The sequence below is a fragment of the Microbacterium keratanolyticum genome (genome assembly GCF_016907255.1).
GTDB classification, from domain to species: Bacteria; Actinomycetota; Actinomycetes; order Actinomycetales; family Microbacteriaceae; genus Microbacterium; species Microbacterium keratanolyticum.
On the sequence record NZ_JAFBBQ010000001.1, the window covers coordinates 634,491 to 659,316 of the forward strand.

Consider the following 24,826-nt stretch of genomic DNA (forward strand, 5'->3'; position numbering starts at 1 on the left):
CCGTGCAAGAATAACCTAACGATCGGTCAGTAAAGAAGCCCCGACATGAGGAGTCACCGATGACCTCCCCCGCAGACCTCACGCTCGTCAGCAACGACGAGCTCAGCGACGAAGAGCGCATCTTCAACGAGCTCATCGCGAATGAACAGCGCATCGAGCCCCGCGACTGGATGCCGGATGCCTACCGCAAGACGCTCATCCGGCAGATCTCGCAGCACGCGCACTCCGAGATCATCGGCATGCAGCCCGAGGGCAACTGGATCACCCGCGCACCCAGCCTCAAGCGCAAGGCGATCCTCATGGCGAAGGTGCAGGACGAAGCCGGTCACGGCCTCTACCTCTACTCGGCGGCACAGACGCTCGGCATCACCCGCGACGAGATGATGGACCAGCTCATCAGCGGCAAAGCCAAGTACTCGTCGATCTTCAACTACCCCACGCCCACCTGGGCAGACATGGGTGCGATCGGGTGGCTCGTCGACGGCGCCGCCATCGCCAACCAGGTGCCACTCTGCCGCGCCTCCTACGGCCCCTACGGCCGCGCCATGGTGCGCGTCTGCAAGGAGGAGTCCTTCCACCAGCGCCAGGGTTTCGAGATTCTGCTCACCCTCATGCAGGGTTCGGAAGAGCAGAAGCGGATGGCGCAGGACGCCGTCAATCGTTGGTACTGGCCGTCGCTCGCCATGTTCGGCCCGCCGGACGACCAGTCGCCCAACTCGGCGCAGTCCATGGCCTGGAAGATCAAGCGCTTCACGAACGACGAACTGCGCCAGCGCTTCGTCGGGATGCTCGTGCCGCAGGCCGAGATCCTGGGCGTGACGCTCCCCGATCCCGACCTCAAATGGAACGACGAGACCGGCGAGTACGACATGGGCGAGATCGACTGGGACGAGTTCTTCCAGGTGCTGCGTGGCAATGGACCCTGCAACGCCGAGCGCCTCGAACGCCGCCGCACCGCACACGAAGAGGGCGCGTGGGTGCGCGAAGCCGCAGCCGAATACGCCCGCAAGCAGGCACTCAAGACGAAGGCGGTCGCCTGATGACCACTCCCGGCGCATCCCCCACCGAGCCCTGGCCCCTCTGGGAGGTCTTCGTGCGCGCGAATCGCGGCCTCAGCCACGTGCACGTCGGCTCGCTGCACGCCCCCGACTCGGACATGGCCGTGCGCAACGCGCGCGATCTCTACACCCGCCGCAACGAGGGCGTCTCGATCTGGGTCGTCCCCGCAGATGCCGTGACCACGAGCGACGCCGACGCCAAGGGTGCGTTCTTCGAGAGCCCGGCCGGCAAGAACTACCGTCACGCGGTGTACTACACCGCCTCCGAAGGGGTGCCGCACCTGTGAGCGCGCACGACATCGATGTGCACGGGGACGTCCACGGCGACGTCACCGTCGAAGCCCTGCGTCTCAGCGATGAGCTCGCGGGCGGCACCGCGAAAGCGCCGAGCGCCGACATCGCCGAGTACGCGCTGTGGCTCGGCGACGACGCTCTGATCCTGGCGCAGCAGCTCGGTGCTTGGATCTCCCGCGCCCCCGAACTCGAAGAAGACGTCGCCCTCGGCAACATCGGCCTCGACCTGCTCGGCCACGCCCGCTCGCTGCTCCGTTACGCGGGTTCGTGGGACGGCCGCTCCGAAGACGACCTCGCCTACTTCCGCGATGAGCCCGAGTTCCGCAGTGCCTGGCTCTTCGAGCAGCCCAACGGCGACTTCGCACAGACGATCGCACGCCAGTTCGTGGCATCCGCCTACCTCTTCGAACTGTACTCGGCCCTCCGCCACAGCACCGATCCGACGCTCGCCGCGATCGCCGAGAAGTCACTCAAAGAGGTCGACTACCACCGCGATCACTCCGTGCAGTGGCTGCTGCGCCTCGCCGGCGGCACAGAGGAATCCCGCACCCGCATCATCCGCGCCGTAGGAGACGTCTGGCCCTTCGTCGACGAGCTGTTCCGCGATGAGGAGCTGATCGACCGCCTCGGCACCGCCGCCGTGCGCCCCTCGACACTGCGCGCAGGCTTCGACGCCGTCGTCGACACCGTCTTCGCTGAGGCCGAACTGACTGTGCCCGCGGGGTTCTCCTCCTCGGCCGGCGGCCGGCACGGCTCGCACTTCACCGAGCTCGGACACCTGCTCGCCGAGATGCAGGTGCTCGCCCGCCGCCACCCCGGAGCGACCTGGTGAGCACCATGACCGCACAGACACCCTCCGCCCAGCGCACCCGAGACGACGCCTGGCGCATCGCCGCGGCCGTCCCCGACCCAGAGGTTCCGGTTCTCACGATCGAAGACCTCGGTGTGCTGCGTGCCGTCACCCTCGACGGCGACCGCGTGCAGGTCGACATCACGCCGACGTACAGCGGATGCCCCGCGATGGACACGATCCGCGACGACGTCGTGCTCGCGCTCACCGCGGCCGGCTTCGATGACGTGGAGGTACGTCTCGTGCTCTCCCCCGCCTGGACGACCGACTGGATGAGCGACGCCGGCAAGCAGAAGCTCACGTCCTACGGCATCGCCCCACCGACCGGTCGCGCCGCCGTGGCATCCGGACCCATCCGCCTCGCGCTGAGCGTTCGGTGCCCGCAATGCGGCTCGCTCGACACCCGGGAGGTCTCGCGTTTCGGCTCGACCTCCTGCAAGGCGCTCTACGAGTGCCGCGCCTGCCTCGAACCCTTCGACCACTTCAAGGTCCACTGATGGAGCCACGTCCACTGGCAGAAAGGGTGCGCTGATGCCCCTGTTCGCGATGCCCACCGCTCCCCCGGCTCAGAAGCAGACGGCGGATGCTCCGGCGCGACGCCGCGCCCGATTTCATACGCTTGAGGTGCAGGACGTCCGCCCGCTCACGGACGACGCCGTCGAGGTCACGTTCGCCGTGCCGGCCGACCTCGTTGACGAGTACGACTACACGTCAGGGCAGTACGTCGCCCTGCGCACGCATCTCGACGGTGCAGAGATCCGCCGTTCCTACTCGCTCTGTCGCGCACCGCAGCGCCCCGCTGACGGCGGTGACACGACTCTCAGCGTCGGCATCAAGCGCGACGAGGGCGGCGCCTTCTCGACCTGGGCACAGACCGAGTTGAAGCCCGGCTTCTCGATCGATGTCATGAGCCCGCAGGGCACCTTCACCTCCGCGCTTCCCGCGTTCGACGACAAGCACGTCGTGGGCATCGCCGCAGGGTCCGGAATCACTCCGCTCATGGCGCTCGCGCACACCGTGCTCGCCGAGTCGCCGACGGCTCGCTTCACGCTGCTCTACACGAACCGCGCGACGAGTGACGTGATGTTCCTGGAGGACCTCGCCGAACTCAAGGACCGCTATCCCACGCGCCTCGCCCTTCACCATGTGCTCTCGCGCGAGCAGCGCACGGCGCCGGTGCTCTCGGGCCGACTCGACGAGGAGAAGCTGCGCCTCATCTTCGACAAGCTCGTGCCCGTGGCATCCGTCGACGAGTGGTTCCTCTGCGGACCCTTCGCCCTCGTCGACCTCGCGCGGGAGATCCTCGGCGACCTCGGTGTGCCGCGGGAGCACATCCGCTTCGAGCTGTTCACGACAGGAGACGCACCGGCTGAGGCCCGCGCGGCGCGCCCCGTAGTCGTCGCGAAGGATGCCCCCTCGTATCGCATCGAGGTCACCCTCGACGGGGTCTCCTCCACGGTCGAGAGCCCGATCGACGCGCACGAGTCGGTGCTGAATGCGGCGCTGCGCATCCGCCCCGATGCCCCCTTCGCCTGCGCGGGTGGCGTCTGCGGCACCTGCCGCGCGCGCGTGCTCGTCGGCAGCGTCACGATGACCGAGAACTACGCGCTCGAACCCGACGAACTCGAACGCGGCTACGTGCTCACCTGCCAGTCCCACCCCACAAGCGACCGCCTCGTCGTCGACTACGACGTCTAGCCGCCCCGATAGGAGCAGCCATGATCGACCTCACCATCGCCGACGACGTCGCCCACGTCACCCTCAACGCGCCCTCCAAGCTGAATTCCCTGGATGCTGCGGCACTCGCCGAGCTCGGCACTGCCTACGACGCCGCAGAGAACGCGGGCGTGCGGGCTCTCGTGCTGCGCGGCGAAGGGCGCGCCTTCTGCGCAGGGCGCGACATCTCCGCCGTCGATCCGCGCGATGACGACGTGATGGGGTACCTCGACGGACTCGTCACCCCGCTGCTGCAGCGCATGGCGGCATTCCCCGCGCCCACGTTCGCCGCCGCGCAGGGCGCCTGCCTCGGCGTCGGACTCGGACTGCTCATCGCGACCGACGTCGTCTATGTGGCAGAGAAGGCGAAGATCGGATCGCCCTTCGCAGCCCTCGGCGCGACGCTCGACTCGGGCGGGCACGCGCTCTTCTACGAGCGACTCGGCGCCCACAAGACACTCGACCTGATCTACTCGGGTCGCCTCATGAGCGGCGACGAGGCCGTGGCATCCGGGTTGTTCTCCCGTGTCTTCCCCGACGACGATGTGCAGCAGGCTACGCAGGATGCCGCGGCGAAGGCCGCCCGCGGCGCCACGGCGGCGTTCTTGGCGAGCAAGCAGCTGATCGCCCGCATCCGTGACGAGCGTCTCGCCCTGTGGGATTCGGTCGCGATCGAGAACGCCGCGCAAGCCGCGCTCTGCGACACCGACGACTACCGCGAGGGCTTCGCCGCGTTCCAGCAGAAGCGGACGCCGGAGTTCACCGGGCGCTGAGCGCCACGAACGTTCAGGGGCCCGTCATCGGCGACACCGTCATGTCGACGGCCCCGAACGGGAAGGGGTAGAACAGCGTTCGGGTCTCTGCCCAGGTCTCCAGCGGCAGAAGCCGGAACCACACGTGCGCGATCAGACCGGCGACGAGCGCCAGAACCACGATGATGACCATCGCGCGGTTCAGGTAGCGGAGCGCGCTGGCCGTGTCGACCGCACGGCGCTGCACGGCCGACAGCGTCCCGAACACGAGCCCGATGAGAGCGACGAGCACCAGGGGGCTGGGCTTCAGGCTCAGCGTGATGCAGTCGGGGGCGACATCGGTGATCTGGCCGAAGGCATCGAGAAACCGACCGTCGCCGGTGATTCCGCCAGGGCAGAACCCGCGGCTCGCTCCCGTCAGCATCATGTACGCCGCCGTCGCCAGCAACGTCACGATGATCAGTCTCCGGATCCGCCCGATGATCTCCGCACCCGGCAGCTTTCCCGCTGCGGGCGCTGCGCTCGGCGCCGCCTCCGCTGTCGACATGTGTCCCCCTCGACCTCGTTCTGGGGCCGAGCCTATCGGGGTCTAGGCGCTGCCGACCAGGCCCGCGTCTTCTTCACGCACCGTGCCCTTGGCCGACCACGGGAAGTCGATCCACAGGTCGGTGTCTTTCCAGGCGTAGTCGGGCTGGATGATCGTCGAGGGTTTCGTGTAGATCGTGACCGAGCGCACGTCGGCACCCTTGTCCTTAAGCAGCTGGACAGCGAGCGCGAGGGTGCGACCGGAGTCCGCGACGTCGTCGACGAGCAGCACCCGGCGCCCGTCGAGGTAGGCCATGTCGAGCTCGGGCGGCAGCACCTCAGGAGCATCCAGCACCGTGCCGATGCCGGTGTAGAACTCGACATTGATCGCGCCGCAGTTCTTCGCACCGAGCCCGTAAGCGATCGCGCCGGCCGGCAGCAGCCCGCCGCGTGCGATCGCGACGACGACCTCGGTCTCGAAGCCATCATCGAGGATGCGGCGGGCAAGGTCGCGCGTCGCCTCTCCGAATCCATCCCACGTGAGCGTCTCGCGCTCAGCCGGTGCTGCTGCCATGTCATCCGCCTGTTCTGTCGAAGTCAGACATCTACTCTGACACGAGCTCGGTGGGAAGAACCCTGATCAGCCCCGCGGATCCAACGGCACCTGAGAGCGCCACGACATCGCCCTCTCGGCACGTCGCCCGAGGGCCAGCAGCTCCGCATCGGCGAAGGCCGCCCCGAGCAGATGCAGCCCGACAGGCAGGCCGTCGATCTCGGTGCACGGCACGCTCAGCGCAGGCAGCCCTGTGAGGTTGGCGGCGCTGAGCATCCGCAGCGCGCTGCCGAGCGAGTCCTCATCGTGCGCGTCGGTCAGCTCCATCGCCATTGTCGCCAGCAGCGGTGCGGCCGCGGGAAGGGTCGGCGACGCCAACGCCGTGAGGCCGTGTGTCTGCAGCGTGCGCTCGATCTCGTGCCGCAAGGCTGCGCGAACCCGGTGCGCAAGGGCTATGTCGTCAGCGTCGATCAGCGCACCCGTGGCGACCATCGTGCGCGTGCCGGGGAGGTAGTCCGCCGCGGCTCGCTGCAGTCGTGAGCGATGCTGCTCGACGGATTCGGACAGCGAGATGAGAAGTCCTGCAACCAGGGCGAGGTCGAGCGAAGGGAGATCGATCTCGACGATCTCGACGTCGTCCAGCAGCGCGAGTCCCGCGAGGGTCGACCCCTGCAGCGCCTCACTCACGCCCCATCGCCGCCAGATCCCGCGATCGACTCCGACGCGGCGCGCTCCCTGGGCTAGCTCCACCGCCGCAGTGATCGGCCCGTCGAACGCCTGCGCTCGCACCTCCGGTTCGCAGATCGCATCGAGGATGAACGCGCAGCCGTCGACGGATGCCGTGAGCGGACCGATCGCATCCATGGTCGTGCTGATCGCGATCGTGCCCTGCGTGGAGACGAGACCTGTTGTCGGCTTGAGTCCGACGAGACCGTTGATGGACGCGGGATTGCGGATCGAGCCGCCCGTGTCTGTACCGAGCGTCGCCGGCGCGGATCCGACCGCGACCGCCACTCCCGAGCCGATGCTCGATCCGCCGGGATAGCGCAGCGGATCGCGCGGATTGCGGGTCGGCGGCTCCCCCTGCCCGAAGGCGAACTCATAGGTGTGGGTCTTGCCGAGCAGCACGCCACCGTGCGCGCGATACTGCGCGACAGACGCCGCGTCGCTCGCGGCGGGTGGTGCCAGTCGCAGCGAATCCGAGCCGGCCACGGTGGGCATCCCGGCAACGTCGATGACGTCTTTGACCCCCAGCGGCACACCGTCGACAGGACTGAGCGGCGCCCCCTCGCTGCGGCGGCGATCGCTCGCTCGCGCCTGGGCGAGAGCGGGCTCGCGGTCGAGATAGGCCCAGGCGTGCGCGACGTGCTCGGTCTCGTCCGCGCGGTCGAGCGCCGCCTGCACGAGAGCAACGCTCGTGACCTCGCCGGTGCGAAGCGCCTCGGCGGCATCCTCCACGCCGAGTCGCCAGAGTTCAGTCATCGCTCGAGCCCCCGACGTCGGCGCCCACACGCTCCAGAAGGACCATCGCTTCCACACGGAAGAGCTCCGTGTCGGCGCGCAGCCCACCCACGGCGGCGGCGATCGCCTCCCCGTCAACGGCGGCCAGATCCGCACCGAGCAGATCAGCGACGACGGCGCGCTCCAGCGGCGTGAGGGTCATGCGGAGCCAGCCAGTGCACCCGCGCCGTCTCTGACGACGGTCTCTCCTCCGACGATGACGCGCTGCACCTGGCGCAGGTCGTCCCGGCGGGTGAGCAGCAGGTCCGCGGGCGCACCGGCCCGCAGCATCGCACCACCCCGCACGAGCCCCGGAATGAGCGCCGCGGGCGCGGACGTCACCATCTCGACGGCCTCCGCGAGTGTGCGGTGCCCCGCGTCGACCAGGTCGCGCACAGCCGCGATGAGGGAGTCGTGGCGGCCGTCGTGCCCGTAGTCGGTCGCGATCACGTCGACGAGACCGGGCCTCGCCATCAGCGCGTCCCAGTGCTCGCGGGTCTGCACGGTCTCACGCCCTTCGAGCAGGTCAAAGACGCTCGCCTCCGCATGCCAGCCGGACTCGCGTCCCAGCTCTGCCAGGGCGACGGCCTCCTCCACGGTGTGCGAGGTGTGGTTGACGTGACCTGCGATGATCGTCGCCGGTCGCGGATCGCGCTGCATCTGCAGCGAACGGATGAGGTCGGCCGACGCCGAGGCACTGTGCACGAGGGCAGGGACACCCAGGATGCGTGCCGCCTCGATCCCCTCTCGGATGCCATCGCGGGCGTGACCGACGGACGGCATGACCGTCGCGACGATGAGCTCTCGCAGCTCCTCTGTCGTGATGCCCGTGATAGCCGCCTCCTCCGCGGCTGCGGCGAGCACCTCAGGCCGATAGCGGCGCTCGCTCATGAACCGGCCGAGCACGGCTTCCTTCAACGCGCGGGCCTGAGCCTGGGTGACGACGCCTCCGGTGCGCTCGCGAATCGCAGCCGGCAGATACACGAGGTCCTGGCCTCCGCCGCCGAGCGTCTGCCCTCCGCCGAGTTCACCGATCGCGACGGCGCCCGCATCGAGCATCGCCTCGATTGTGAGGACGCGATGGCGGGCGGTGAGACCGGCGCCGTCGGCGGCGCGGGCGGCGTCGATCGCGCCCGGGGTGTGGGCTGTGGCCGCTCGGACGTGCACGGCGTGGTTCGCATCGGCGTAGCGGATCTCCTCCATGCTGCCGAGGCCGCACGTACTGAGAACCGTCGTCGTGCCTGCGTGAAGATGACGGTCGAGGTTCGCCCTCCACCGCTCGTCGGCAAGTGCTGCGGACCCGCTGGGGAACAGCGGCGAAGGGCTGACGCCGTGCGTGTGGATGTTCACGAGTCCCGGCATGAGCACGCTCTGCGGCTCGTCGATGGCCTCCCCGGCGAAGGCGGTGACAGCAGCCTCGGCAGCGCGTGCATCGAGCACCTCGGTGATGCGACCGTGCTCGACGACGACGGCACCGTTCTCGACGACGGTGCCCCCGATGGCAGGAACAACGACTCCCGCGCGAATCAACATTGACATCGCACTTCCTCTCGACGACCGCCCTCTCAGACGGTAGATTCATTCTATCGAAGATGCTTCACTATAGCCATATGGCACCGACGCCCTGACCCTGCGGAGCACCCCATGACGGCACATCCCCTTCCCCGCGACATGCACGGCTACGGCGAGCACCCGCCGGTCTTCACCTGGCCCGGCGGCAGCAGAGTCGCCGTGTCTCTCGTCATCAACGTCGAAGAGGGCGCAGAGCGCAGCATCGCCCGGGGGGACAGCGCCGATGACCTCGGCGGGCACTGGCTACGGCACGCATCGCATCCGATCCAGCGCAACCTGGACCTCGAATCCGCTTTCGAGTACGGCGCCAGAGCGGGCATCTGGCGCGTTCTGCGCACGCTACGCCGCCACGGGGCGACGGCGACCGCGTTCTGCTGCGTCGCCGCGCTCGAAGCCAACCCACAGATCGCCCGCGCGCTCGTGCGCGACGGGCACGAGATCGCCGATCACGGCAGGCAGTGGGACGTGCACACGCACCTCTCCCCTGTCGAAGAGCGCGAGCGCATCCTGTCATCCGCCGACGCGATCACCGCGCTCACCGGCGAGCGCGCGACCACCTGGTACTCCCGCGACGGCCTCACCCTGCAGAGCCGGGCGATCATGCTCGACGCCGACATGCTGTACGACTCCAACAGCTTCAACGACGACCTGCCCCACGCGGCGACGGACGGCCTCTCCCTTCCCGTGCTGCCGTACGCGGGCGACACCAACGACTCCGCGCTGCTGTCGCAGTACCCCACCGCGCAGGCGTTCCGCTCCTACCTCAGCGGCGCGCTCGCCGAACTCCAGGAAGACGACCGTGCCGGAGCATCCGTGCTCAGCGTCGGCCTGCACCCGCGCATCATCGGCCGCCCCGCCTACATCCGGGCTCTCGACGACTTCCTCACGGAAGCCGGAGCGATAGCGTGGATCGCGCCCCGCGCACAGATCGTGGACGCATGGCAGGCGGCCGTCGCCGCCTGACAGCGCAGCAAGCCGCGGATGCTGCGCCTGCCACCAGTGCGCGCGCGTGACCGCGCTCGACCTCAGCGCGCTTCTGCGAGCAGGCGTCCCCAGCCGGGGATCGCCGCGCCCGCACCGCTCAACGCGAGCATCTCCCAGAGGGTCGCCGTCGCGCTGTCGATCACGGGGATCCCGAACTCCGCCTCGAACCCCGTGGCGCGGTAGGCCGATCGCAGGTTGGTGCCGATGCAGACGACGCCGTCGAGGGCGTCGGCGTCGAACGCCGGGCGGATCAGAGCATCGATCCAAGACTCGTCGACCCGGGCAATCTCAGGGTTGCTGAGCGAGACACCCGGCGCGGACAGCGTCACGAAGTCCACACCCACCGTGCGGTACTGCGCCATGATCTGCTCTGCGATCTCACGCGGCCCCGGAAACACCAGCCCGACCCGCTGCAGTCCGAGCGACTGCAGCGCGGAGAGCACCGCGAGCGTCGCGGTCGTCGCGGGTGCTCCCGTGATCTCGGCGAGCTGGTCACACAGACCCCGGTCACCGTCGAACCCGGTCCACGACCCCGACGTGCCGTGAAAGGCCACCGCATCGGGTTCGACATCTGCGATGAGCGCGGGCGCATCGCCGAGCACACCGGCATCGATGCGATCGTCCAGCGACGCCGGCAGGCGGAAGCGCGTGACGTGCGCGGCCACATCGTCGCGACCTGCGAGCATCCGCTGGATCGACGACTCGGCGTTCGAGTTCGACGACGGAACGAGCACACCGAGGCGCGTCGTCGCGCCAGGAGCAGACATCAAGAAACCTAGTGCGCGCGGCCGAGCGACGGCGGGGTCGAGATCGCCAGCATCACGGCTGCCGAGTCTGTGCGGTTGCTCCACCAGTGCGGAAGCGAGGCGTCGTAGGTGAGGCTGTCTCCGGCTTCGAGCTCGAAGTCGCGCCCGCTGACGGTGGCGACAAGGCGCCCAGAACTCACCAGCACGCACTCTTCTCCCTCATGCGAGTGCGGCACGAGAGCGCCGTCGAAGTGCGCCGGGATCGTCATGTTGACGACGCCGAGCTTGCGCTCGGAGTCGGGAACGATGAGCTCCATGATGATGCCCTGCGACGGGATCTCGATGCGACGCCGGTCGGCGCGACGCACGACCATGTGGTCGTTGTCGGGCTCGGGATTGGCGAACATGCTCGCCAACGGCAGGTCGAGCGAGTTCGCCAGGCGCAGCAGCGTCGCGAACGAGGGATTGCCGATGCCGCGCTCGATCTGACTGATCAGACCGGCGCTGACCCCTGCGCGCTCTGCGAGCTCTTCCACCGTGAAGCGGCCCGTACGCTGCTCACGGAGCTGCGCTCCCAGGTGCGTGATCCAGAAATCCCGATCAGGCCCCTCCTCGCCGACGATCTTCGACGCTGCAGTGGTGTCCACGGTCAACCCTTCACTTCACTGACGGTTCGTCATTATAGCTGGGCGCTTCCTTGCGCCTCAGTGCCCCGCGCGGCGACGAGCGCACGCAGCGTGGCGGTGACTTCGCGCTCCCAATATATGGCGCTTCTGCTCGCGCCGCGCGCATGCACCTCGCCAGCGCGTGCCGCGCTGGGAGCCGGGAGTCCGATCGGATGCCCCGCACCGGCCACCACGTCGATGACATCCTGCACACGTGCATCCAGTTCACCCGCCCGATCATGCCGACCCAGGTCATCGACGAGGTCGGTCGGGCCGATCCATCCGCCTGCGAAAAGCTCATGAGCTGCGAACTCCCGGACGGCATCGACGGCCTCGACGGTCTCGAACAGCACCGAGAGAACCGGCACGTGCGTGTACTCGGTGCCGTAACGCGAGGCCCGAGACACCTGGCGGGGCCTCTCGCCGAGCGGTGGGAACCGGGTCGCACGGTACGCGGCCTCCAGTTCGGAGACGGAGCGCACCCGCGGCAGCACGAGTTCATCAGCTCCGGTATTCGCGAAGGTGAGCAGGCAGTCGTCACGCAGCTCCGGAACACGCACACCCACCCGCACGCCGGATCCCGCCAGCCGCTGCACAGCATCCGTGCACTGTGCGGCGGTGATGCCGGTCTGCTCGGCGTCGATCACGATCGAGTCCACGCCGAGCACATCGAGCAGCCCGAGCAGCGTCGGCGTGGGGTCGGCGGTGATGAGGCCCACTTCGGGACGCGGGGTGTTCATGGCGCTCATTCGTCCGACACGAACTCCCAGTCTGCGGGCTTGCTCATGCCCACGACCAACTCGACGACCACATCCGTGTCGTTCGTGATGCCGTGGCTCGTGCCGCGCGGGATGTAGATGCCGTCCCCCGGGCGCGCACGATGCTCGACGCCGTTCAGGTGCACGATCGGCGTCCCTGCGATCACGACGTAGAACTCCGAGGCATCCGGGTGGTGGTGGCAGAGGTGATGCTGCCCCGGCAGAATGCGCCCGAGGCTCACGTTGAGGTCGTCCGAGCCGCTGAGGTCGCGCGAGATGAGTGTGCAGACCTGTCCCTCATCCTTCTGGCCGCGCAGCCCGACCTTCGACAGATCAGAGAACCCGATGTCCTCGGCGTTGTGCACGAGCTTCGTGAGGTCGACGGTCATCGCGATGCCCCCTCGACCGCCAGCGGTGACGTGGCGGGTGCCTGCTCCAGCCACCAGCGCGCGATCTCCTCACGGGTCGCGAACAGCACGCCCTCCTGGGACTGCGCGTACGCGAGGAAGCGGCGCACCGCCATCGCCACACTGGGGCGGCCGCCGATGCGGAGATGGATGCCCACGGACATCATCCGCGGCACCTCCTCGGCCTCAGCGAGCAGGCAGTCCAGCGAGTCCTTGAGCACCGAGAAGAAGTCATCCGGGCTGCCGAGGCTCCCGGTGCCCCAGAAGCGGGCATCGTTCGTGTCACCCGAGTACGGCACCACGAGGTGCGGGCCGTGTGCGGTCTCGACGTAGTAGGGCAGGTCATCGGAGTACGAGTTCGAGTCGTAGAGGAAGCCCTCCTCGACGAGGATGTCGCGGGTCTCCTCCGTGATCCCCTCGCGCACGTACCAGCCCTGCGGGCGCACGCCGGCGACGCGTTCGATGGCGTCGACCGCCGTGCGGATCTCTGTGCGCTGCTCGTCAGGCGTCATCCCGACCAGACCGCGCCACTTGTAGCCGTGGCCGCAGATCTCATGCCCGTCGCGCACGATCGCCCGCGCTGCCTCGGGGTTCCGCTCCAGCGCGGCACCACAGGCCATGACAGTCGAACGCACCCCGAAGGAGCGGAACATGCCGAGGTAGCGCCAGATGCCCACCCGACTGCCGTACTCGAAGAAGGACTCCTTCATCAGGCTGCGCTTCGTGGGGTCGGCCGACCAGCCACCGAAGATCGAGATGTCCTCGTCGCGCGCATCACCATCGGCGATCGCGCTCTCCGCCCCCTCCTCGTAGTTCAGCACCAGCGAGACGGCGACCTTCGCGCCACCCGGCCAGCCCACCACAGGGGGGTTCTCCCCGTATCCGATGAGATCACGCATCGTTTCTTCTTTCGCCTCTGGAAGCCCGCAGTTCGTTCTGCGGCTTCGCTGGAATCTGCATGTCTTGTCTGCTCTGCGTCACTGGCCGAGTCCTCGCCCCACGTACACGGCGCGGTGCGCTGCGAGTGAGGTCCGCAGCATCCCGGCAACGTCGTCGATGACGTTGCCGTGTGCGGGGCCGATGAAGAATGTCGGATGCTCGTCGAGCACCTTCTCGATCGCGGCGAAGGCGTCGCTCACGTCGACGAACTTCGTCCAGTACAGCGCGCGCCCCGTACCGTACGCCGCCTGCGCAACCGTCGGAGGTTCCGGCATCTCGCCCGAGTAGAGGCGGCACTGGCCGGGCAGGTGCACGGGCTCGTCGTCCTCGTCGTCGGGGCCGGGCACATCGTGGATGTACGAGAAGCCGTCGGAGACGAAGAGCACGCCGGCACCGGAGTCCCAGGCCCACGTCGTGTTCTCCAGGTCGCGGATGTAGGCCGGCAGCAGCAGCAGCTCCCGGCCGCCGAGATCGATCCTCTCCCGCGCTGCCACGGGCCACAGCCGGTCGGCGTACTCGGGAAAGTGCAGGTGGTAGTCGCGGGTCTCCCCCGCGATCTGCGCGTCGGGGTAGCGCTCCAGCAGTGCTGGCAGGTTGCCCGCGTGCGGGATCTCCGGATGCGTCGGAACGATGTAGTCGAGCGTGCGATCGCCGAGCGCCTGCGCGAGCTGCGCCATGACGATCTCCCGGTGCGCCGGATCGCCCGTGTCGATCAGTGCCGAGCGCTCGGCGCCTATGACGAGGTAGGCCGACACGTGATAGTGCACTTCTTCGCCGTGCCCGAAGGCCGACAGGCACCCGCCCAGCCAGTACACGCCGTCGGCGATCCGCCGCGGCGCTGCATCCTGCTGTGTCATCTCACACCGACCTTCTCGATCGCGGCCGCCAACATGAGCGCCTGCGCGGTGACGGTGTTCGCGCCCTCGAACGGCGACCCGTAGCCGGGGCCGATCAGGGCGACCGGGCGCTCTTCGACGACCTGCCGCACGTGCGCGGCGATCGCCGTCGTCTCGGCCCTGGTGAACCAGGCGAACTTCTGCAGTCCCGACTCGACGGGGCGCCCATCGACGCCGCCATGGGTGAACGCGTCGGAGGTCAGCAGCGATGCCGTCTCGGGCTCGTACATCCAGAGCGTCGGCAGCAGCCGCATCATCGGCGAGATCAGCTCCAGCCGCAGTCCCGGATACGGCTCCACCCATTGGGACGTGCCGGGCTCCACACTCACCCGACGCACCTCTGCATGGCTGCGTGGAACGGTGATGCCGCCCGTGTACCAGACGGCGTCGAGGCCGAAGGCGGCCTCGATCGCCGGCAGATTGAGGCAGCACTCCATCTCGGTGCGTGTCAGCAGCACGGAGAGCGGCTGACCCGGATCGAGCAGTTCGGCGAGCTGCGCGAGCACGGCGTCCTCGTGCAGGCGCAGCCCGGTGTCGACGAGGACCGCGCCGGAGGCGCCGCGCACCAGGTACGCGCTCACCTCCTGCGAACCGGATGCGCCCGGAGGCGCCCAGCTCACGGTGTGATCCAGTGCGATCTCACCGCCGATGCGGTGCACACTCGTCGTTGTCACGGTCTTCTCCGCCTTCCTGACGTCGCTCAGCGAGCGGCGTTCTCCCACACGGCGACGGCCTCGTCGAGCGAGCAGTAGTCGTGGCGGGCGCGCATGACGGTGAGCGCGGCATCGTGCACGACGGTGTCGTACGCGCCGACCGCGTCGTCGATGAGGATGGCGTAGAAGTCGTTGGCCACGGCGTCGCGCAGGGTCGATTCGACGCATCCGCCGGTCGAGACGCCGACGAGAGCCACGGATTCGATGCCCTGTGCGCGCAGCAGCAGTGCCAGCTCGGTGCTCGTGAAGGCGCTCGGGCGGCGCTTCGTGATGACGACCTCGTCACCCTCCGGCTGGCACTGCTCTGCGAACTCGGTCGCCGGGTCGCCCTTGAGGCTGAGGCGACCGAGGTCGATCGGGCGGCCGTTCGCCGTCTTGTAGAGCGTGCGCAGCCACGCTGCCGGCGAGCTCTTGGCGTCGGGAAGGTTCTCGACGCGGATGTGGAAGATCTCCACGCCCGCGGCACGCGCGGCACGGATCGCCCGACCGCACTGATCGGCGATGCCCGCCATCATGCTGAGGTCGTGTCCGGAGTCGCCGATCGCACCTCCGGGCGACACGGCACCCTTCTGCATGTCGATCACGACGAGGCCGGTGGTCTTCGGGTCCAGCAGTTCTTCAAGGGTGTCGCGCACCTGCTTGCCGCAGATCTCGATCATGGGGTCCTGCTCCTTTCGAGCCCGGTGCCGGCCGGGAAAGTCACCGACCGGCACCGGAGGTGGGAAAACGTGGTGCTACTTGCTCAGCTCGTTGAAGTAGATCTGCCCGTTCGTGAACGGAACAGCTCCGGTGAGGCCCTGCGCGCGGGCGAGCATGTTCTTCGTCTCGACGAGCGAGATGATGGGTGCACCCTCGTCGAGGTAGCCCGCCATCTGCTCCAGCAGCTTCTGCCGAGCGTCCGCCTCATCGTGCGGTGTTGCGGCGAGCTCCAGCCGAGCCTCGTCGAAGCGCGGATCCGACCAGCCGGTGCTGTTGCTCGGGGCACCCGTGCCATAGAACGCGTAGCTGTAGAACGCCGGGTCGGCGATCACGATCGGCTCGGAGTACAGGGCCGCCTGATAGCGGCCGTCGATCAGAGCGGTCGAGAAGTCGGTCGAGCTGGCGATGTTCTGCAGCTCCACCTTCACGCCGACCTCGCCGAGCATCGACTGGATCAGCACAGCGGAGCGCGCGGCCACGGGACCGGGACGGGTGACGCTGTAGCTGAGCACCATGTCGAATCCGTCGGGGAATCCGGCGTCGGCGATCATCTTCTTGGCGGCCTTCGGGTCGAAGGCGTAGGCCTCCGAGCCATCCACCATCGGGAAGATCGACTCCGCAGGCGTGCCGTAGCCGGCGTACGCGCCCTTGACGAGTGCCTCACGGTCGATCGCCATCGAGATCGCACGGCGCACCTCGGGTTCGGCGAGCGGGCCAGCCGTGGTGTTCATCATCATCGTGTCGCGGGTCTGGCTCGCGCAGTCGAGAACCTCGACACCGGGCGCCTTCGCGAGCGCCGTGTACTGGTCGTACTCGAAGGAACCGGCGACCTGCGCCTCCCCCGCCTCGATCAGCTGACTGCGCGTCGCGGTGTTCGGCGCCGCCTTGACGACGAGGCGCTTGACGGCACCGCGCTCGCCTTCCCAGTCAGGGTCGGCCGTCAGCGTGAGCGACGTTCCCGGCGTGAACTCCTCGAGCTCCCAGCCCGAGTAGTCGGCCAGGTTCTTCGACAGCCACTCGTTCGCCGACGGGTCGGCGTCGGTGGCGTGCTTCTTCGCCTCGGTGCTGTCGTGGATGAAGAAGAGATTGTTCTGCAGCGACTGGAGCGTGAAGGACGTGGCCGCCGTGGTGTTCAGCTGGATCGTGCTCTCGTCGATGATCGTGGTGAGGTTGTCGACGTCGAAGCCGCTGCTCTTGAGCGTGCCCTTCATGACAGGCTGGCGGATCATGCCGATCGCGAGGCTCCACGCCACGTCCTCGGACGAGAGGGTGTTGCCCCACTGGCTCGTGAGCTTCTTCAGCTTCACGATGACGCCGGTGCCGTCCTCGTTGATCTCGGCGCTCTCCGCGAGGCGACCCGTGACCTCCGTCGACGGGTCGGCGCAGATCTCCTCATCGGTGCCGCTGCGGTCGTAGGAGAGCAGCTGCGAGCCGAGCCCGGTGAGCACAACGTGCGAGGCACTGCCGCCCCATGGCGAAGGAGTGAGGCTGTCGGGAAGCGCACCCACGGCCACGACAACATTGTCGAAGGTCTTCGCGGGGGCACTGCTGTCGGGTGTCGCTGCGCCGCCGCCGGCGCAGCCGGCGAGGGTGACGGCCGCGACGGTGAGGACACCAAGGCCCCACAGGCGTGATCGGTTCATTTCGGGTTCCGTTCTGGTACTCAGGATGGGTGACTACAGGGGAACAGCGATGGTGAGCGGTGCCCGCCGCTAGTAGCGGTAGGCCTGCTTGTGGCCCGCTCGGATGATCGGCTCGACCTCACGCACATTCGTGATGACGTTGCCGTGGGTGGGTGCGACGAATCGCACGTCCAGTTCGTCGACGAGTCCGAGCACGCGGTCGTAGACCCGGTCGGCGTCGTTGTTGAAGCGCGCCCAGTACAGGGCGCTCCCCGTGAAGAACGCGGCGTTCTCCACGGCGATCGGCTCACGCAGCTCGTCGGTGGTGAGCGCGCATTCGCCAGGCAGGTGCAGAGGGTCCTCGTCATCGAGCTCGGGACGGTGCATGTAGCAGAATCCGTCTGCGGTGAAGAGCACCTTGCCGTCGGTGGCGAAGGCCCACTGCGTGTTCGGCAGGTCGCGGATCATCGCCTCGACGATGAGCAGCTCCTGCCCTCCGCCGAGATCGATCCGGTCGCCCGGCAGACGCGGGTTCAGGTTGTCGACGATCTGCGGGTAGAAGAGGTGGTAGTCGTGCATGTCGCCGACGACCTTGACGTTCGGGTACTTCTCGACGAGCCGCGGGAGGTTGCCGGTGTGGGGCAGCTCGGGGTGCGTCGGGAAGACGTAGGTCAGCGGCTCATCACCGAGGATGTCGTCGAGCTTGGCGGAGATGGTGGGCCAGCTCGACGGGTTGCCGGTGTCGATGATCACGGATGCCTCGGTGCCGCGCACCACGTAGGCCGAGTTGTGACCGTGGATCACCCGGTCGGAGAGGTGGAAGGGCAGGCAGGCGCCCATCCAGAACACGCCCGGTGAGATCTCACGAGGAAACTCATCGGCCATCGTCTCGACAATGTTGGACATGGATGCTCCTATGCGGCGTCGTCGGCCAGTGCGGCCAACATGAGGTCGAGGTGGCGGCGGACAGCGTCGCGCCCGCGGATGACGGATCCACGAGAGGGCGCGATGGCCTCGGGCTCGTAGCCCTCGAAGGTGCTGGCCAGCCAGTCCCGCAGCGGGTACTTCGTCGCCCGCGGCAGCCACTCGTACTTGGCGAAGAGGTGCGCGGCGACCTGCTCGACGGTCGTGTCGTCTTCGACGGTGTCGTCGATGAAGCGGTAGCTCTCGGGGGTCGCCAGCACGCCGTGCGTGAAGGTGTCCGAGGTGAACAGGGTGCCCGTACGGGCATCCCATCCCCAGAACGTGGGCAGCAGTCGCAGCAGCGGCGACTGCACGTCGAGGATGCGGCCCGGCGCGACCTCGATGCTCATCGCACGCTCCAGTGCGTCGCCTTCGACCGTGCGAGTGCCGTCGATCTGCTGCCGGCGCCCGCGAAGGGCGATCCGGCTGACGTCGTCGAAGGCGTCGAACGGGTTGATGACGCCGCCGGTGAACAGGCGCAGGATGTCGAAGCGACGTGCGATGGGCTCGAGGTTACACGCAGTCCATCTCGGGACGGGTGAAGAACATCGAGACGCCACCACCCTCGCCGATGAGGGTGGCCAGGTCGTCGAGGACGGTCGTGCCGTGCACAGCCATGCCGGAGTCGATCAGGAGGTGCGCGTCGCCCTCGCTGAGGAGGTAGCAGTTGGACGCCTGGTATCCGGTCGATCCGCGCGGCACCCAGCTCACATTGTCGCTGAGCTCGTAGGCCCCGCCGAGGACGGTCAGGCCACCGTCATGAACTTTATTGAACATGTCTTCAATCTATTGAAGGGACAGGAATCTGTCAATGATGAATATGGGTCAGGAGGCCACGGCCACCACGGGCGCGGGCGCTGCCTCACGCATCCGCCGCGACGGGGCCGCAATCGCCCGCGTGCGCGGGTCGAGCAGAGTGATGAGTGCGTCGAGGATCACATATCCGAGCAGACTGGTCGCGCCCATCACGAGCACGAAGCCCTGGATGACCGGGACATCCCCCTTGAGCACGCCGTCGAGCGACCATCCGCCGACCCCGGGCCACGAGAACACGCTCTCGACGATCGCCGCGCCACTGAGCGCTGCCGCGAACAGGAGCACCATGTACGTCATCAACGCGCCGCGCACATCCGTGAGCGCGTACCGGAACACCTGCGAGGGACGCAGGCCGCACGCCTTCGCGAACTCGATCTGCGGCGAGTTGAGGATCTGCAGGAGGCCCGTGCGCACCGTCTTGCCGAAGGGCGCGGCGAAGAACAGACCGAGCGTCAGGATCAGGAGGCCGGCGCGGTTGAAGATCGAGCCGAGGGTGCCCCACTGTCCCGCGAGGACCGCATCGACAGGCAGCCACCCGGTCACCTTCGGTGGGGTGATGTCCGTCGCGGAGAGCATTCCCAGCGGAGCCGGAGCGATCTGCAGCTGCTGATAGAAGATGAACAGCAGCAGCAGCGCGAGCACGAACTCGGGCATCGCCATCAGGATCGAGACGACGACCGTGAACGAGCGGTCAGCGAAGCGTCCTGCGCGGTAAGCAGCCATGGCACCCAGGCCCAGACCGATCACGAGCGCGAGCAGGAGCCCGGGAACCAGGTAGACGAGCGTGTTGGGCAGTCGGGTCCACAGCTCCTCGCTCACCGAGCTGCCGGTGAAGAACGAGGTGCCGAGGTCGCCGCGCAGTGTGCGGAAGAGGTAGTCGAAGTAGCGCTCGACGAAGGGCTTGTCGAGTCCGAGCTCCGCATTGATGCGAGCCACATCGGCGGGGGTCGCGTACTCGCCGAGCAGTGCGACCGCGGGATCACCGGGCAGCAGCGACACGAGCGCGAAGCTCAGCGTCACCAGCCCCCACAGCAGCAGGACGGCGATCAGGAGGCGGGACAGGATGTAGCGGATCATGATGCTCCTGAGACGGAGTCGAGCGCGTCCGGGTCGGCCGCGCGGCCCTGATACGGAATGGGCGGCATCGCCGCGCCCATGAGATTGCGGGTGTACTCCTCGCGCGGCGCGTCGAGCACCTCGAGCGCGGGACCGCCTTCGACGAAGCGTCCCTGGTGCATGACGACGACGTCGGAGCAGAAGTGACGCACTGTCTCGATGTCGTGCGAGATGAACACGTAGGTCAGACCGCGCGCTTCGCGCAGACGGTTGAGCACCCGCAGGACGGAGGCGCGAATCGTCAGATCGAGCGACGCCGTCGGCTCGTCGAGCACGATGATCGACGGATCCGTCACCAGCGCGCGTGCGATGCCGACGCGCTGCTGCTGCCCACCGCTGAGGTTGGCCGGACGGCGGTCGAGGAACTCCGGAGGCAGTCCGACCTCGGCGAGCGTCGCGATCACGCGCTCCCGGCGCGCGGCGCGATTGCCGTAGTCGCCGGCCACGATGAGCGGCTCCTCGACGATCTGGCCGATCGTGAGACGCGGGTTCAGCGAGGCGAACGGCTCCTGGAACACGATCTGCCAGTGACGACGGTGACGGCGCATCTCTCTCTTGCTGAGGCGGCTGATGTCCTGACCATCGAGCACAACCGATCCGCTGTCGACGTCATAGAGGCGCAGCAGCAGACGTCCGAGGGTCGACTTGCCCGATCCTGATTCCCCGATCACGCCGAGGCAGTCACCGCGTTCGACCGAGAGCGAGACGCCGTCGACCGCAATCTTCGTGGTCCCGTGCGGACCGGGGAACGTCTTGACGACGTCCGTGAGTTCGATGAGCGCCATCTCAGCTCCTCCTGCCGGCGAAGGCGCCGAGCGCGCCCACGGTCGTGATGGTCGAGGTCCCGCCCGGCGGCGCCTCCTCGGGGCGGACCACCGAATCCAGCAGTGATGCCGTGTACTCGTGCTCGGGTGTCACGAAGACCCGTGACACCGGCCCCTGCTCGACCAGACGCCCCTGATACATCACGAGCACGCGATCGCAGTACTTGGCGACGACGCCGAGGTCGTGCGTGACGATGAGCATCGACCGCCCGCTGCCGACCGTGAGACGCGTCAGCGTGTCGAGCACCTGCCGCTGCACCGTGAGGTCGAGGGCGGTCGTGGGCTCGTCCGCGATCACGAGGCGAGGGTTGAGGAAGAGCGCCATCGCGATCACGACGCGCTGCGCCATGCCTCCGCTGAGTTCGTGAGCGTAGCCGTCAAGCACGCGCTCGGCGTCCTTCACGCCGGTGGCCTCGAGCAGGTCGAGCGCCTGGCGACGCAGCTCGCTGCGCGGGAAGTCGTGCGCCTTGGCGATGTTCTCGAACTGCTTCTCGATGCGCAGCACCGGGTTCAGCGCGCTGAACGGGTTCTGCGCGACGAAGCCGATGTCCTTGCCGCGGATCTTGCGCAGTTCGCGCTCGCGCAGGTCGAGAAGCGGCTGTCCGTAGAAGTCGACCCGCCCTTCTGTCACGCGTCCCGGTGCCATCAGGAGCTTGATGATGGATCGGACCACGGTCGACTTTCCGGATCCGGATTCGCCGACGATGCCGACGACCTCGCTCTCACCCACTTCGAAGGACACCCCATGGAGCGCCCGGATCGACTGGTGCCGGCTGACGAAGTCGGTGACGAGTCCCGTCACCTCGAGCCCAGCGGTCATCGCGCCGTCTCCACTCTCTCGATGCGGTTCTCGATCGCTCCCGCGATCACGTTGAAGGAGGCGATCACGAGCAACATCGCGATGGTCGGGAAGGCTGCGGCCCACCACTCCCCGCGAATGAGCATGCTCGCGCCATCGCTGATCATCGCGCCCCAGGTGGGCGTGGGCGGGCTGACGCCGACGCCCAGGAAGTTCAGCGCGGCGATCGTGCCGAGCGCATTGGCCGCCGTCAGTGTGGCCTGCACCAGCACGACGCCGTAGGCGTTGCGGAAGATGTGATTGAACGCGACCCGGACCGGCGAGCATCCGATCGCCACAGCGGCCTCGACGTAGCGCGAGGAGCGCAGCGCGAGGGCTGACGCCCGGGTGAGACGCACGAAGCGCGGAGCCCCGACGATCGCAATGGCGAGGATCACATTCCACGCGCCGCCGCCCATGAGCTGGATGGCGACGATCGCGATCACGATGATCGGCAGGGCGGCGAAGGCGTCGACGACGCGCATGACCGCGTCGCCGACCTTACCGGCTGTGGCGAACAGCCCGATCGGAACACCGACGACGAGCGCGAGAAGTGTCGCTGCCACCGAGATCGGCACGTCGAGCTTGGCGGCTTCGATCGTGCGGGAGAAGACGTCCATGCCGTTGCCGTCCGTGCCGAACCAGTGCGTGGGGCTGGGTGGCAGGCTGATCGCGTTCGGGTCCGGACGAAGGGGGTCCACCGGATAGGGGCCGATCATCGCGAGCAGCGGAAGTCCGACGACGACCGCAACGGCGATCGTGACGGCCACGATGTTCCAGTTGCCGCGCAGGCGCAGTCGTCCGCGACGGCTCCAGCGCACCGCCCGCATGCTGGGAGAGGTGTGTGGGATACCCTGGACACTCATCTGATACCGCCGAGAGTTCGGGGGCTCAGAGCGAGCACGACGGACAGCGACTGTTCTGACATGAATGCTCCTGGTTGACTTCGTCGTCATGGCGACCCCGTGAAGGATCATCACTTTATTGAAGGCTCTCTTCATCGAGTAGTCAAGAGTGATTTCATATCATGCGCGGAATTTCAGCAATCTGTCGCAAACTCTCCCACATCCGAGTCTTCACTTCTTCACTGAAGATTGACTTTGCGCCGCCTCATCTTCATTATGGTGATGTCAACCTTGCTTCAATGAAGACAGACTGGATGGTGCACAACGATGTCTACCGCTTCTTCCCCGGTTCGCTACCTGCTGCATGATGGCGAGCTCATCGACTACGCGGACGCGCGACTGCACGTGCTGAGCACGAGCATGAAGTACGGCGTCGGCGTCTTCGAGGGCTTCCGCGCCTACTGGAGCGAAGAAGAGGGCGAGCTGTACGCCTTCCGCGTGCAGGACCACATGCGCCGTCTGCTCGACTCCATGAGAGTCGTCGAGATCGAAGGCCCGACCGACATCGACGAGCTCACCGAGCAGCTGCTCGGACTCGTCCGTGCGAACGACCTGCGCTCGAACCTCCACATGCGCGCCCAGGTGTTCGTCGATTCCGCCGACGGCAAGCCCGACGACACGGGCCCCTCGACCGTCTACATGGCCGCCATCCCCATGGGCAACTACTTCGGCGCCACGGGACTCGACGTGCAGATCAGCAGCTGGGCCCGCCTCTCCGACCGCGCCATGCCCCCGCGCGTGAAGTCGATCGCCAACTACCAGAACGGCCGCCTCGCTCTGCTCGAAGCACGCCGCAATGGCTACGGTGCAGCGCTCCTGCTCACCGAGAACGGGCACGTCGCCGAAGGCGCCGGCTACAACGTCTTCATGGTGCGCCAGGGCCGACTCTGCACGCCACCGTCGACTGAGAGCATCCTCGAAGGCATCACCCGCGACAGCGTCATCCAGCTCGCGCAGAAGGAGCTCGGGCTCGAGATCGACATCCGCCCCATCGACCGCACGGAGCTGTACTCGGCCGACGAGATCTTCGTCTGCGGCAGCGCCGCCGAGGTCAACCATGTGAAGTCGGTCGACCGCACGCCCATCGGCGACGGCTCGCAGCCCGGTGAGATCACCGCGCAGCTGCAGGGTCTCTACCAGCAGGCGGTGCGCGGTCAGCTCGATTCCTTCCGCGACTGGGTCATCCCGGTCTACGGCACCGCTCGCTGATGAGCGCGTCCACGCACGCGCACGCGGGTTACCTGCACGCGCGCGCGGAGTTCGACCCTACGGCCGAGCCCGTGCTGCGTGTCGCGCCGGGTGAGCGCTTCCGCGTCGAGGCGCGCAGTCTGCTCACCGACGGGCTCTTCGAGCAGACCGACGACTACACGACTCTGGGCATCCCGGTCACGGGTCCGATCGAGATCGACGGCGTTCAGCCCGGGGACCTCGTGCGCATCGACGTGCACGAGATCCACCTGGCCGACCGCGGCGCCATGGTCACGATGCCGGGCCGCGGCGGATTCGGAGAGCCCCTCCGGATGGATGGGCACATCGTGCCGATCCGCGACGGCTTCGCCGAGTTCGAGGAGGGCGTGCGCATCCCGATCCGCCCCATGATCGGCAAGCTCGGCTTCGCTCCGCACGATCACAGCCCCAGCTCGTCGACCGTCGGACGCTACGGCGGCAACATGGACTGCCGCGACATCATCGCAGGTTCCTCCGTCTTCCTCACCGCTCAGCTCTCCGGTGGCCGGCTCTACGCCGGCGACCTGCACGCGGTGCAGGGCGACGGCGAGTGCTCGCTGACGGGCGTCGAGATGGAAGGCGCTATCGAGCTGTCCTGCCAGATCGTGCGGCCGGCACCGGTACGCGGCCCCGTGGTCTTCGCAGAGGACCGCATGATCGTGCTCGGCGACGGCGAAGACCTCGATGAGGCCGCCACCGTGGCCCTCGACGAGACCATGACCATCATCCAGGCAGACCGCGGATGGACCCGCGAGCGCACGGCGATGTTCCTCTCGGCCGCGGCGGATGTCGCGGTCTCGCAGCTCGTCAACGCCCGCAAGAGCGTCAAGGTCTCGCTCCCCGCGCATTACCTGCGCACCTCCCCCTTCGAACGAAAAGAGGACTGAC

30 protein-coding genes are annotated in these 24,826 nt (G+C 67.8%); 9 read left to right on the plus strand and 21 right to left on the minus strand.

The genetic code is table 11. From position 1 onward, the window contains the following. Window positions 1–59 precede the first annotated feature (59 nt). From paaA to JOD62_RS03100, 6 genes are read left to right on the plus strand one after another with little or no spacing between them, the layout of a single operon-like run. Window positions 60–1,040 (plus strand): 1,2-phenylacetyl-CoA epoxidase subunit PaaA, encoded by a 981-nt coding sequence (gene paaA / locus JOD62_RS03075; RefSeq protein WP_204937854.1) that lies wholly within the window; start codon window positions 60–62, stop codon window positions 1,038–1,040. Next, window positions 1,040–1,345, plus strand: coding sequence for a 1,2-phenylacetyl-CoA epoxidase subunit PaaB (paaB, locus tag JOD62_RS03080; RefSeq protein WP_204937855.1), 306 nt, complete (start codon window positions 1,040–1,042; stop codon window positions 1,343–1,345). Before paaA ends, paaB begins: the two co-directional genes overlap by 1 nt. Continuing rightward, window positions 1,342–2,184 (plus strand): 1,2-phenylacetyl-CoA epoxidase subunit PaaC, encoded by an 843-nt coding sequence (gene paaC, locus JOD62_RS03085; protein ID WP_204937856.1) that lies wholly within the window; start codon window positions 1,342–1,344, stop codon window positions 2,182–2,184. The genes paaB and paaC overlap by 4 nt, the downstream gene beginning before the upstream one ends. A 5-nt stretch (window positions 2,185–2,189) precedes the next feature. Beyond that, entirely contained in the window at window positions 2,190–2,699 is a 510-nt protein-coding gene (gene paaD, locus JOD62_RS03090; RefSeq protein WP_204940038.1) for a 1,2-phenylacetyl-CoA epoxidase subunit PaaD, read from the plus strand. Between the two features lie 49 nt (window positions 2,700–2,748). Continuing rightward, complete coding sequence (gene paaE / locus JOD62_RS03095; protein ID WP_204940039.1) at window positions 2,749–3,900, plus strand: 1,2-phenylacetyl-CoA epoxidase subunit PaaE; 1,152 nt, start codon at window positions 2,749–2,751, stop codon at window positions 3,898–3,900. A gap of 20 nt (window positions 3,901–3,920) precedes the next feature. Then, complete coding sequence (locus JOD62_RS03100) at window positions 3,921–4,691, plus strand: enoyl-CoA hydratase/isomerase family protein (RefSeq protein ID WP_204937857.1); 771 nt, start codon at window positions 3,921–3,923, stop codon at window positions 4,689–4,691. Between the two features lie 13 nt (window positions 4,692–4,704). Here JOD62_RS03100 and JOD62_RS03105 read toward each other — a convergent pair whose 3' ends face one another. From JOD62_RS03105 to JOD62_RS03125, 5 genes are all read right to left on the minus strand, one after another. Continuing rightward, window positions 4,705–5,217 carry a hypothetical protein gene (locus JOD62_RS03105; protein ID WP_204937858.1) on the minus strand — a complete coding sequence of 171 codons (513 nt, stop codon included), beginning with the start codon at window positions 5,215–5,217 and terminating at the stop codon, window positions 4,705–4,707. Between the two features lie 42 nt (window positions 5,218–5,259). After that, a complete protein-coding gene (locus tag JOD62_RS03110; RefSeq protein ID WP_204937859.1) occupies window positions 5,260–5,769 on the minus strand; it encodes a phosphoribosyltransferase in 510 nt (169 codons plus the stop codon). A gap of 66 nt (window positions 5,770–5,835) precedes the next feature. Beyond that, a complete protein-coding gene (locus tag JOD62_RS03115) occupies window positions 5,836–7,230 on the minus strand; it encodes an amidase (protein WP_204937860.1) in 1,395 nt (464 codons plus the stop codon). Then, on the minus strand, window positions 7,223–7,411 hold the full coding sequence (locus tag JOD62_RS03120; protein ID WP_204937861.1) for a hypothetical protein: 189 nt from the start codon (window positions 7,409–7,411) through the stop codon (window positions 7,223–7,225). Before JOD62_RS03120 ends, JOD62_RS03115 begins: the two co-directional genes overlap by 8 nt. After that, window positions 7,408–8,787, minus strand: a complete 1,380-nt coding sequence (locus tag JOD62_RS03125; RefSeq protein WP_204937862.1) for an amidohydrolase family protein — start codon at window positions 8,785–8,787, stop codon at window positions 7,408–7,410. The genes JOD62_RS03120 and JOD62_RS03125 overlap by 4 nt, the downstream gene beginning before the upstream one ends. Before the next feature lie 105 nt (window positions 8,788–8,892). On the opposite strand from JOD62_RS03125, the gene JOD62_RS03130 reads away from it, so the two are divergent. Next, the gene (locus tag JOD62_RS03130; RefSeq protein WP_204937863.1) at window positions 8,893–9,783 is read left to right on the plus strand and encodes a polysaccharide deacetylase family protein; all 891 of its coding nucleotides are present in this window, start codon (window positions 8,893–8,895) and stop codon (window positions 9,781–9,783) included. Between the two features lie 62 nt (window positions 9,784–9,845). Here JOD62_RS03130 and JOD62_RS03135 read toward each other — a convergent pair whose 3' ends face one another. The 16 genes from JOD62_RS03135 to JOD62_RS14805 all read right to left on the minus strand — a co-directional run bounded on the left by JOD62_RS03135 (window position 9,846) and on the right by JOD62_RS14805 (window position 22,627). Then, complete coding sequence (locus tag JOD62_RS03135; RefSeq protein ID WP_204937864.1) at window positions 9,846–10,571, minus strand: maleate cis-trans isomerase family protein; 726 nt, start codon at window positions 10,569–10,571, stop codon at window positions 9,846–9,848. A gap of 8 nt (window positions 10,572–10,579) precedes the next feature. Beyond that, window positions 10,580–11,197: a cupin domain-containing protein gene (locus tag JOD62_RS03140; protein ID WP_204937865.1), complete on the minus strand. Its 618-nt coding sequence runs from the start codon at window positions 11,195–11,197 to the stop codon at window positions 10,580–10,582. A 32-nt stretch (window positions 11,198–11,229) separates the two neighbouring features. Then, entirely contained in the window at window positions 11,230–11,955 is a 726-nt protein-coding gene (locus tag JOD62_RS03145) for an aldolase/citrate lyase family protein (protein ID WP_204937866.1), read from the minus strand. Between the two features lie 5 nt (window positions 11,956–11,960). Beyond that, window positions 11,961–12,362, minus strand: a complete 402-nt coding sequence (locus JOD62_RS03150) for a cupin domain-containing protein (RefSeq protein WP_204937867.1) — start codon at window positions 12,360–12,362, stop codon at window positions 11,961–11,963. Beyond that, window positions 12,359–13,279: a polysaccharide deacetylase family protein gene (locus JOD62_RS03155; RefSeq protein WP_204937868.1), complete on the minus strand. Its 921-nt coding sequence runs from the start codon at window positions 13,277–13,279 to the stop codon at window positions 12,359–12,361. Before JOD62_RS03155 ends, JOD62_RS03150 begins: the two co-directional genes overlap by 4 nt. Window positions 13,280–13,357: 78 nt before the next feature. Further along, window positions 13,358–14,176: an MBL fold metallo-hydrolase gene (locus tag JOD62_RS03160; RefSeq protein WP_204937869.1), complete on the minus strand. Its 819-nt coding sequence runs from the start codon at window positions 14,174–14,176 to the stop codon at window positions 13,358–13,360. Then, a complete protein-coding gene (locus JOD62_RS03165; RefSeq protein WP_204937870.1) occupies window positions 14,173–14,889 on the minus strand; it encodes an MBL fold metallo-hydrolase in 717 nt (238 codons plus the stop codon). Before JOD62_RS03165 ends, JOD62_RS03160 begins: the two co-directional genes overlap by 4 nt. A 26-nt stretch (window positions 14,890–14,915) precedes the next feature. Further along, window positions 14,916–15,587: a cysteine hydrolase family protein gene (locus JOD62_RS03170; RefSeq protein ID WP_204937871.1), complete on the minus strand. Its 672-nt coding sequence runs from the start codon at window positions 15,585–15,587 to the stop codon at window positions 14,916–14,918. 75 nt (window positions 15,588–15,662) lie between these two features. Beyond that, the gene (locus JOD62_RS03175) at window positions 15,663–17,270 is read right to left on the minus strand and encodes an ABC transporter substrate-binding protein (protein WP_204937872.1); all 1,608 of its coding nucleotides are present in this window, start codon (window positions 17,268–17,270) and stop codon (window positions 15,663–15,665) included. 69 nt (window positions 17,271–17,339) lie between these two features. Then, window positions 17,340–18,155 carry an MBL fold metallo-hydrolase gene (locus tag JOD62_RS03180; protein ID WP_204937873.1) on the minus strand — a complete coding sequence of 272 codons (816 nt, stop codon included), beginning with the start codon at window positions 18,153–18,155 and terminating at the stop codon, window positions 17,340–17,342. Between the two features lie 8 nt (window positions 18,156–18,163). Beyond that, window positions 18,164–18,772 (minus strand): MBL fold metallo-hydrolase, encoded by a 609-nt coding sequence (locus JOD62_RS03185; RefSeq protein WP_204937874.1) that lies wholly within the window; start codon window positions 18,770–18,772, stop codon window positions 18,164–18,166. Further along, window positions 18,726–18,989 (minus strand): hypothetical protein, encoded by a 264-nt coding sequence (locus JOD62_RS03190; RefSeq protein WP_204937875.1) that lies wholly within the window; start codon window positions 18,987–18,989, stop codon window positions 18,726–18,728. Before JOD62_RS03190 ends, JOD62_RS03185 begins: the two co-directional genes overlap by 47 nt. Before the next feature lie 48 nt (window positions 18,990–19,037). Continuing rightward, entirely contained in the window at window positions 19,038–20,105 is a 1,068-nt protein-coding gene (locus JOD62_RS03195; protein ID WP_204937876.1) for an ABC transporter permease, read from the minus strand. Continuing rightward, complete coding sequence (locus JOD62_RS03200) at window positions 20,102–20,929, minus strand: ABC transporter ATP-binding protein (protein WP_204937877.1); 828 nt, start codon at window positions 20,927–20,929, stop codon at window positions 20,102–20,104. The genes JOD62_RS03195 and JOD62_RS03200 overlap by 4 nt, the downstream gene beginning before the upstream one ends. A gap of 1 nt (window position 20,930) precedes the next feature. After that, entirely contained in the window at window positions 20,931–21,788 is an 858-nt protein-coding gene (locus JOD62_RS03205; protein WP_204937878.1) for an ABC transporter ATP-binding protein, read from the minus strand. Next, a complete protein-coding gene (locus tag JOD62_RS14805) occupies window positions 21,785–22,627 on the minus strand; it encodes an ABC transporter permease (protein ID WP_204937879.1) in 843 nt (280 codons plus the stop codon). The genes JOD62_RS03205 and JOD62_RS14805 overlap by 4 nt, the downstream gene beginning before the upstream one ends. A 351-nt stretch (window positions 22,628–22,978) precedes the next feature. On the opposite strand from JOD62_RS14805, the gene JOD62_RS03215 reads away from it, so the two are divergent. Next, entirely contained in the window at window positions 22,979–23,920 is a 942-nt protein-coding gene (locus JOD62_RS03215) for a branched-chain amino acid transaminase (RefSeq protein WP_204937880.1), read from the plus strand. Then, window positions 23,920–24,825: an acetamidase/formamidase family protein gene (locus JOD62_RS03220; protein ID WP_204937881.1), complete on the plus strand. Its 906-nt coding sequence runs from the start codon at window positions 23,920–23,922 to the stop codon at window positions 24,823–24,825. The genes JOD62_RS03215 and JOD62_RS03220 overlap by 1 nt, the downstream gene beginning before the upstream one ends. Window position 24,826: the final 1 nt, after the last annotated feature.

Bases quoted from the DNA above. Each gene is read 5' to 3' on its own strand.
- paaA (WP_204937854.1), top strand. From the start codon at position 60: ATGACCTCCCCCGCAGACCTCACGCTCGTCAGCAACGACGAGCTCAGC.
- paaB (WP_204937855.1), top strand. From the start codon at position 1,040: ATGACCACTCCCGGCGCATCCCCCACCGAGCCCTGGCCCCTCTGGGAG.
- paaD (WP_204940038.1), top strand. From the start codon at position 2,190: ATGACCGCACAGACACCCTCCGCCCAGCGCACCCGAGACGACGCCTGG.
- paaE (WP_204940039.1), top strand. From the start codon at position 2,749: ATGCCCACCGCTCCCCCGGCTCAGAAGCAGACGGCGGATGCTCCGGCG.
- JOD62_RS03100 (WP_204937857.1), top strand. From the start codon at position 3,921: ATGATCGACCTCACCATCGCCGACGACGTCGCCCACGTCACCCTCAAC.
- JOD62_RS03105 (WP_204937858.1), bottom strand. From the start codon at position 5,217: ATGTCGACAGCGGAGGCGGCGCCGAGCGCAGCGCCCGCAGCGGGAAAG.
- JOD62_RS03110 (WP_204937859.1), bottom strand. From the start codon at position 5,769: ATGGCAGCAGCACCGGCTGAGCGCGAGACGCTCACGTGGGATGGATTC.
- JOD62_RS03115 (WP_204937860.1), bottom strand. From the start codon at position 7,230: ATGACTGAACTCTGGCGACTCGGCGTGGAGGATGCCGCCGAGGCGCTT.
- JOD62_RS03120 (WP_204937861.1), bottom strand. From the start codon at position 7,411: ATGACCCTCACGCCGCTGGAGCGCGCCGTCGTCGCTGATCTGCTCGGT.
- JOD62_RS03125 (WP_204937862.1), bottom strand. From the start codon at position 8,787: ATGTCAATGTTGATTCGCGCGGGAGTCGTTGTTCCTGCCATCGGGGGC.
- JOD62_RS03130 (WP_204937863.1), top strand. From the start codon at position 8,893: ATGACGGCACATCCCCTTCCCCGCGACATGCACGGCTACGGCGAGCAC.
- JOD62_RS03135 (WP_204937864.1), bottom strand. From the start codon at position 10,571: ATGTCTGCTCCTGGCGCGACGACGCGCCTCGGTGTGCTCGTTCCGTCG.
- JOD62_RS03145 (WP_204937866.1), bottom strand. From the start codon at position 11,955: ATGAACACCCCGCGTCCCGAAGTGGGCCTCATCACCGCCGACCCCACG.
- JOD62_RS03150 (WP_204937867.1), bottom strand. From the start codon at position 12,362: ATGACCGTCGACCTCACGAAGCTCGTGCACAACGCCGAGGACATCGGG.
- JOD62_RS03155 (WP_204937868.1), bottom strand. From the start codon at position 13,279: ATGCGTGATCTCATCGGATACGGGGAGAACCCCCCTGTGGTGGGCTGG.
- JOD62_RS03160 (WP_204937869.1), bottom strand. From the start codon at position 14,176: ATGACACAGCAGGATGCAGCGCCGCGGCGGATCGCCGACGGCGTGTAC.
- JOD62_RS03170 (WP_204937871.1), bottom strand. From the start codon at position 15,587: ATGATCGAGATCTGCGGCAAGCAGGTGCGCGACACCCTTGAAGAACTG.
- JOD62_RS03175 (WP_204937872.1), bottom strand. From the start codon at position 17,270: ATGAACCGATCACGCCTGTGGGGCCTTGGTGTCCTCACCGTCGCGGCC.
- JOD62_RS03180 (WP_204937873.1), bottom strand. From the start codon at position 18,155: ATGTCCAACATTGTCGAGACGATGGCCGATGAGTTTCCTCGTGAGATC.
- JOD62_RS03190 (WP_204937875.1), bottom strand. From the start codon at position 18,989: ATGTTCAATAAAGTTCATGACGGTGGCCTGACCGTCCTCGGCGGGGCC.
- JOD62_RS03195 (WP_204937876.1), bottom strand. From the start codon at position 20,105: ATGATCCGCTACATCCTGTCCCGCCTCCTGATCGCCGTCCTGCTGCTG.
- JOD62_RS03200 (WP_204937877.1), bottom strand. From the start codon at position 20,929: ATGGCGCTCATCGAACTCACGGACGTCGTCAAGACGTTCCCCGGTCCG.
- JOD62_RS03205 (WP_204937878.1), bottom strand. From the start codon at position 21,788: ATGACCGCTGGGCTCGAGGTGACGGGACTCGTCACCGACTTCGTCAGC.
- JOD62_RS03215 (WP_204937880.1), top strand. From the start codon at position 22,979: ATGTCTACCGCTTCTTCCCCGGTTCGCTACCTGCTGCATGATGGCGAG.
- JOD62_RS03220 (WP_204937881.1), top strand. From the start codon at position 23,920: ATGAGCGCGTCCACGCACGCGCACGCGGGTTACCTGCACGCGCGCGCG.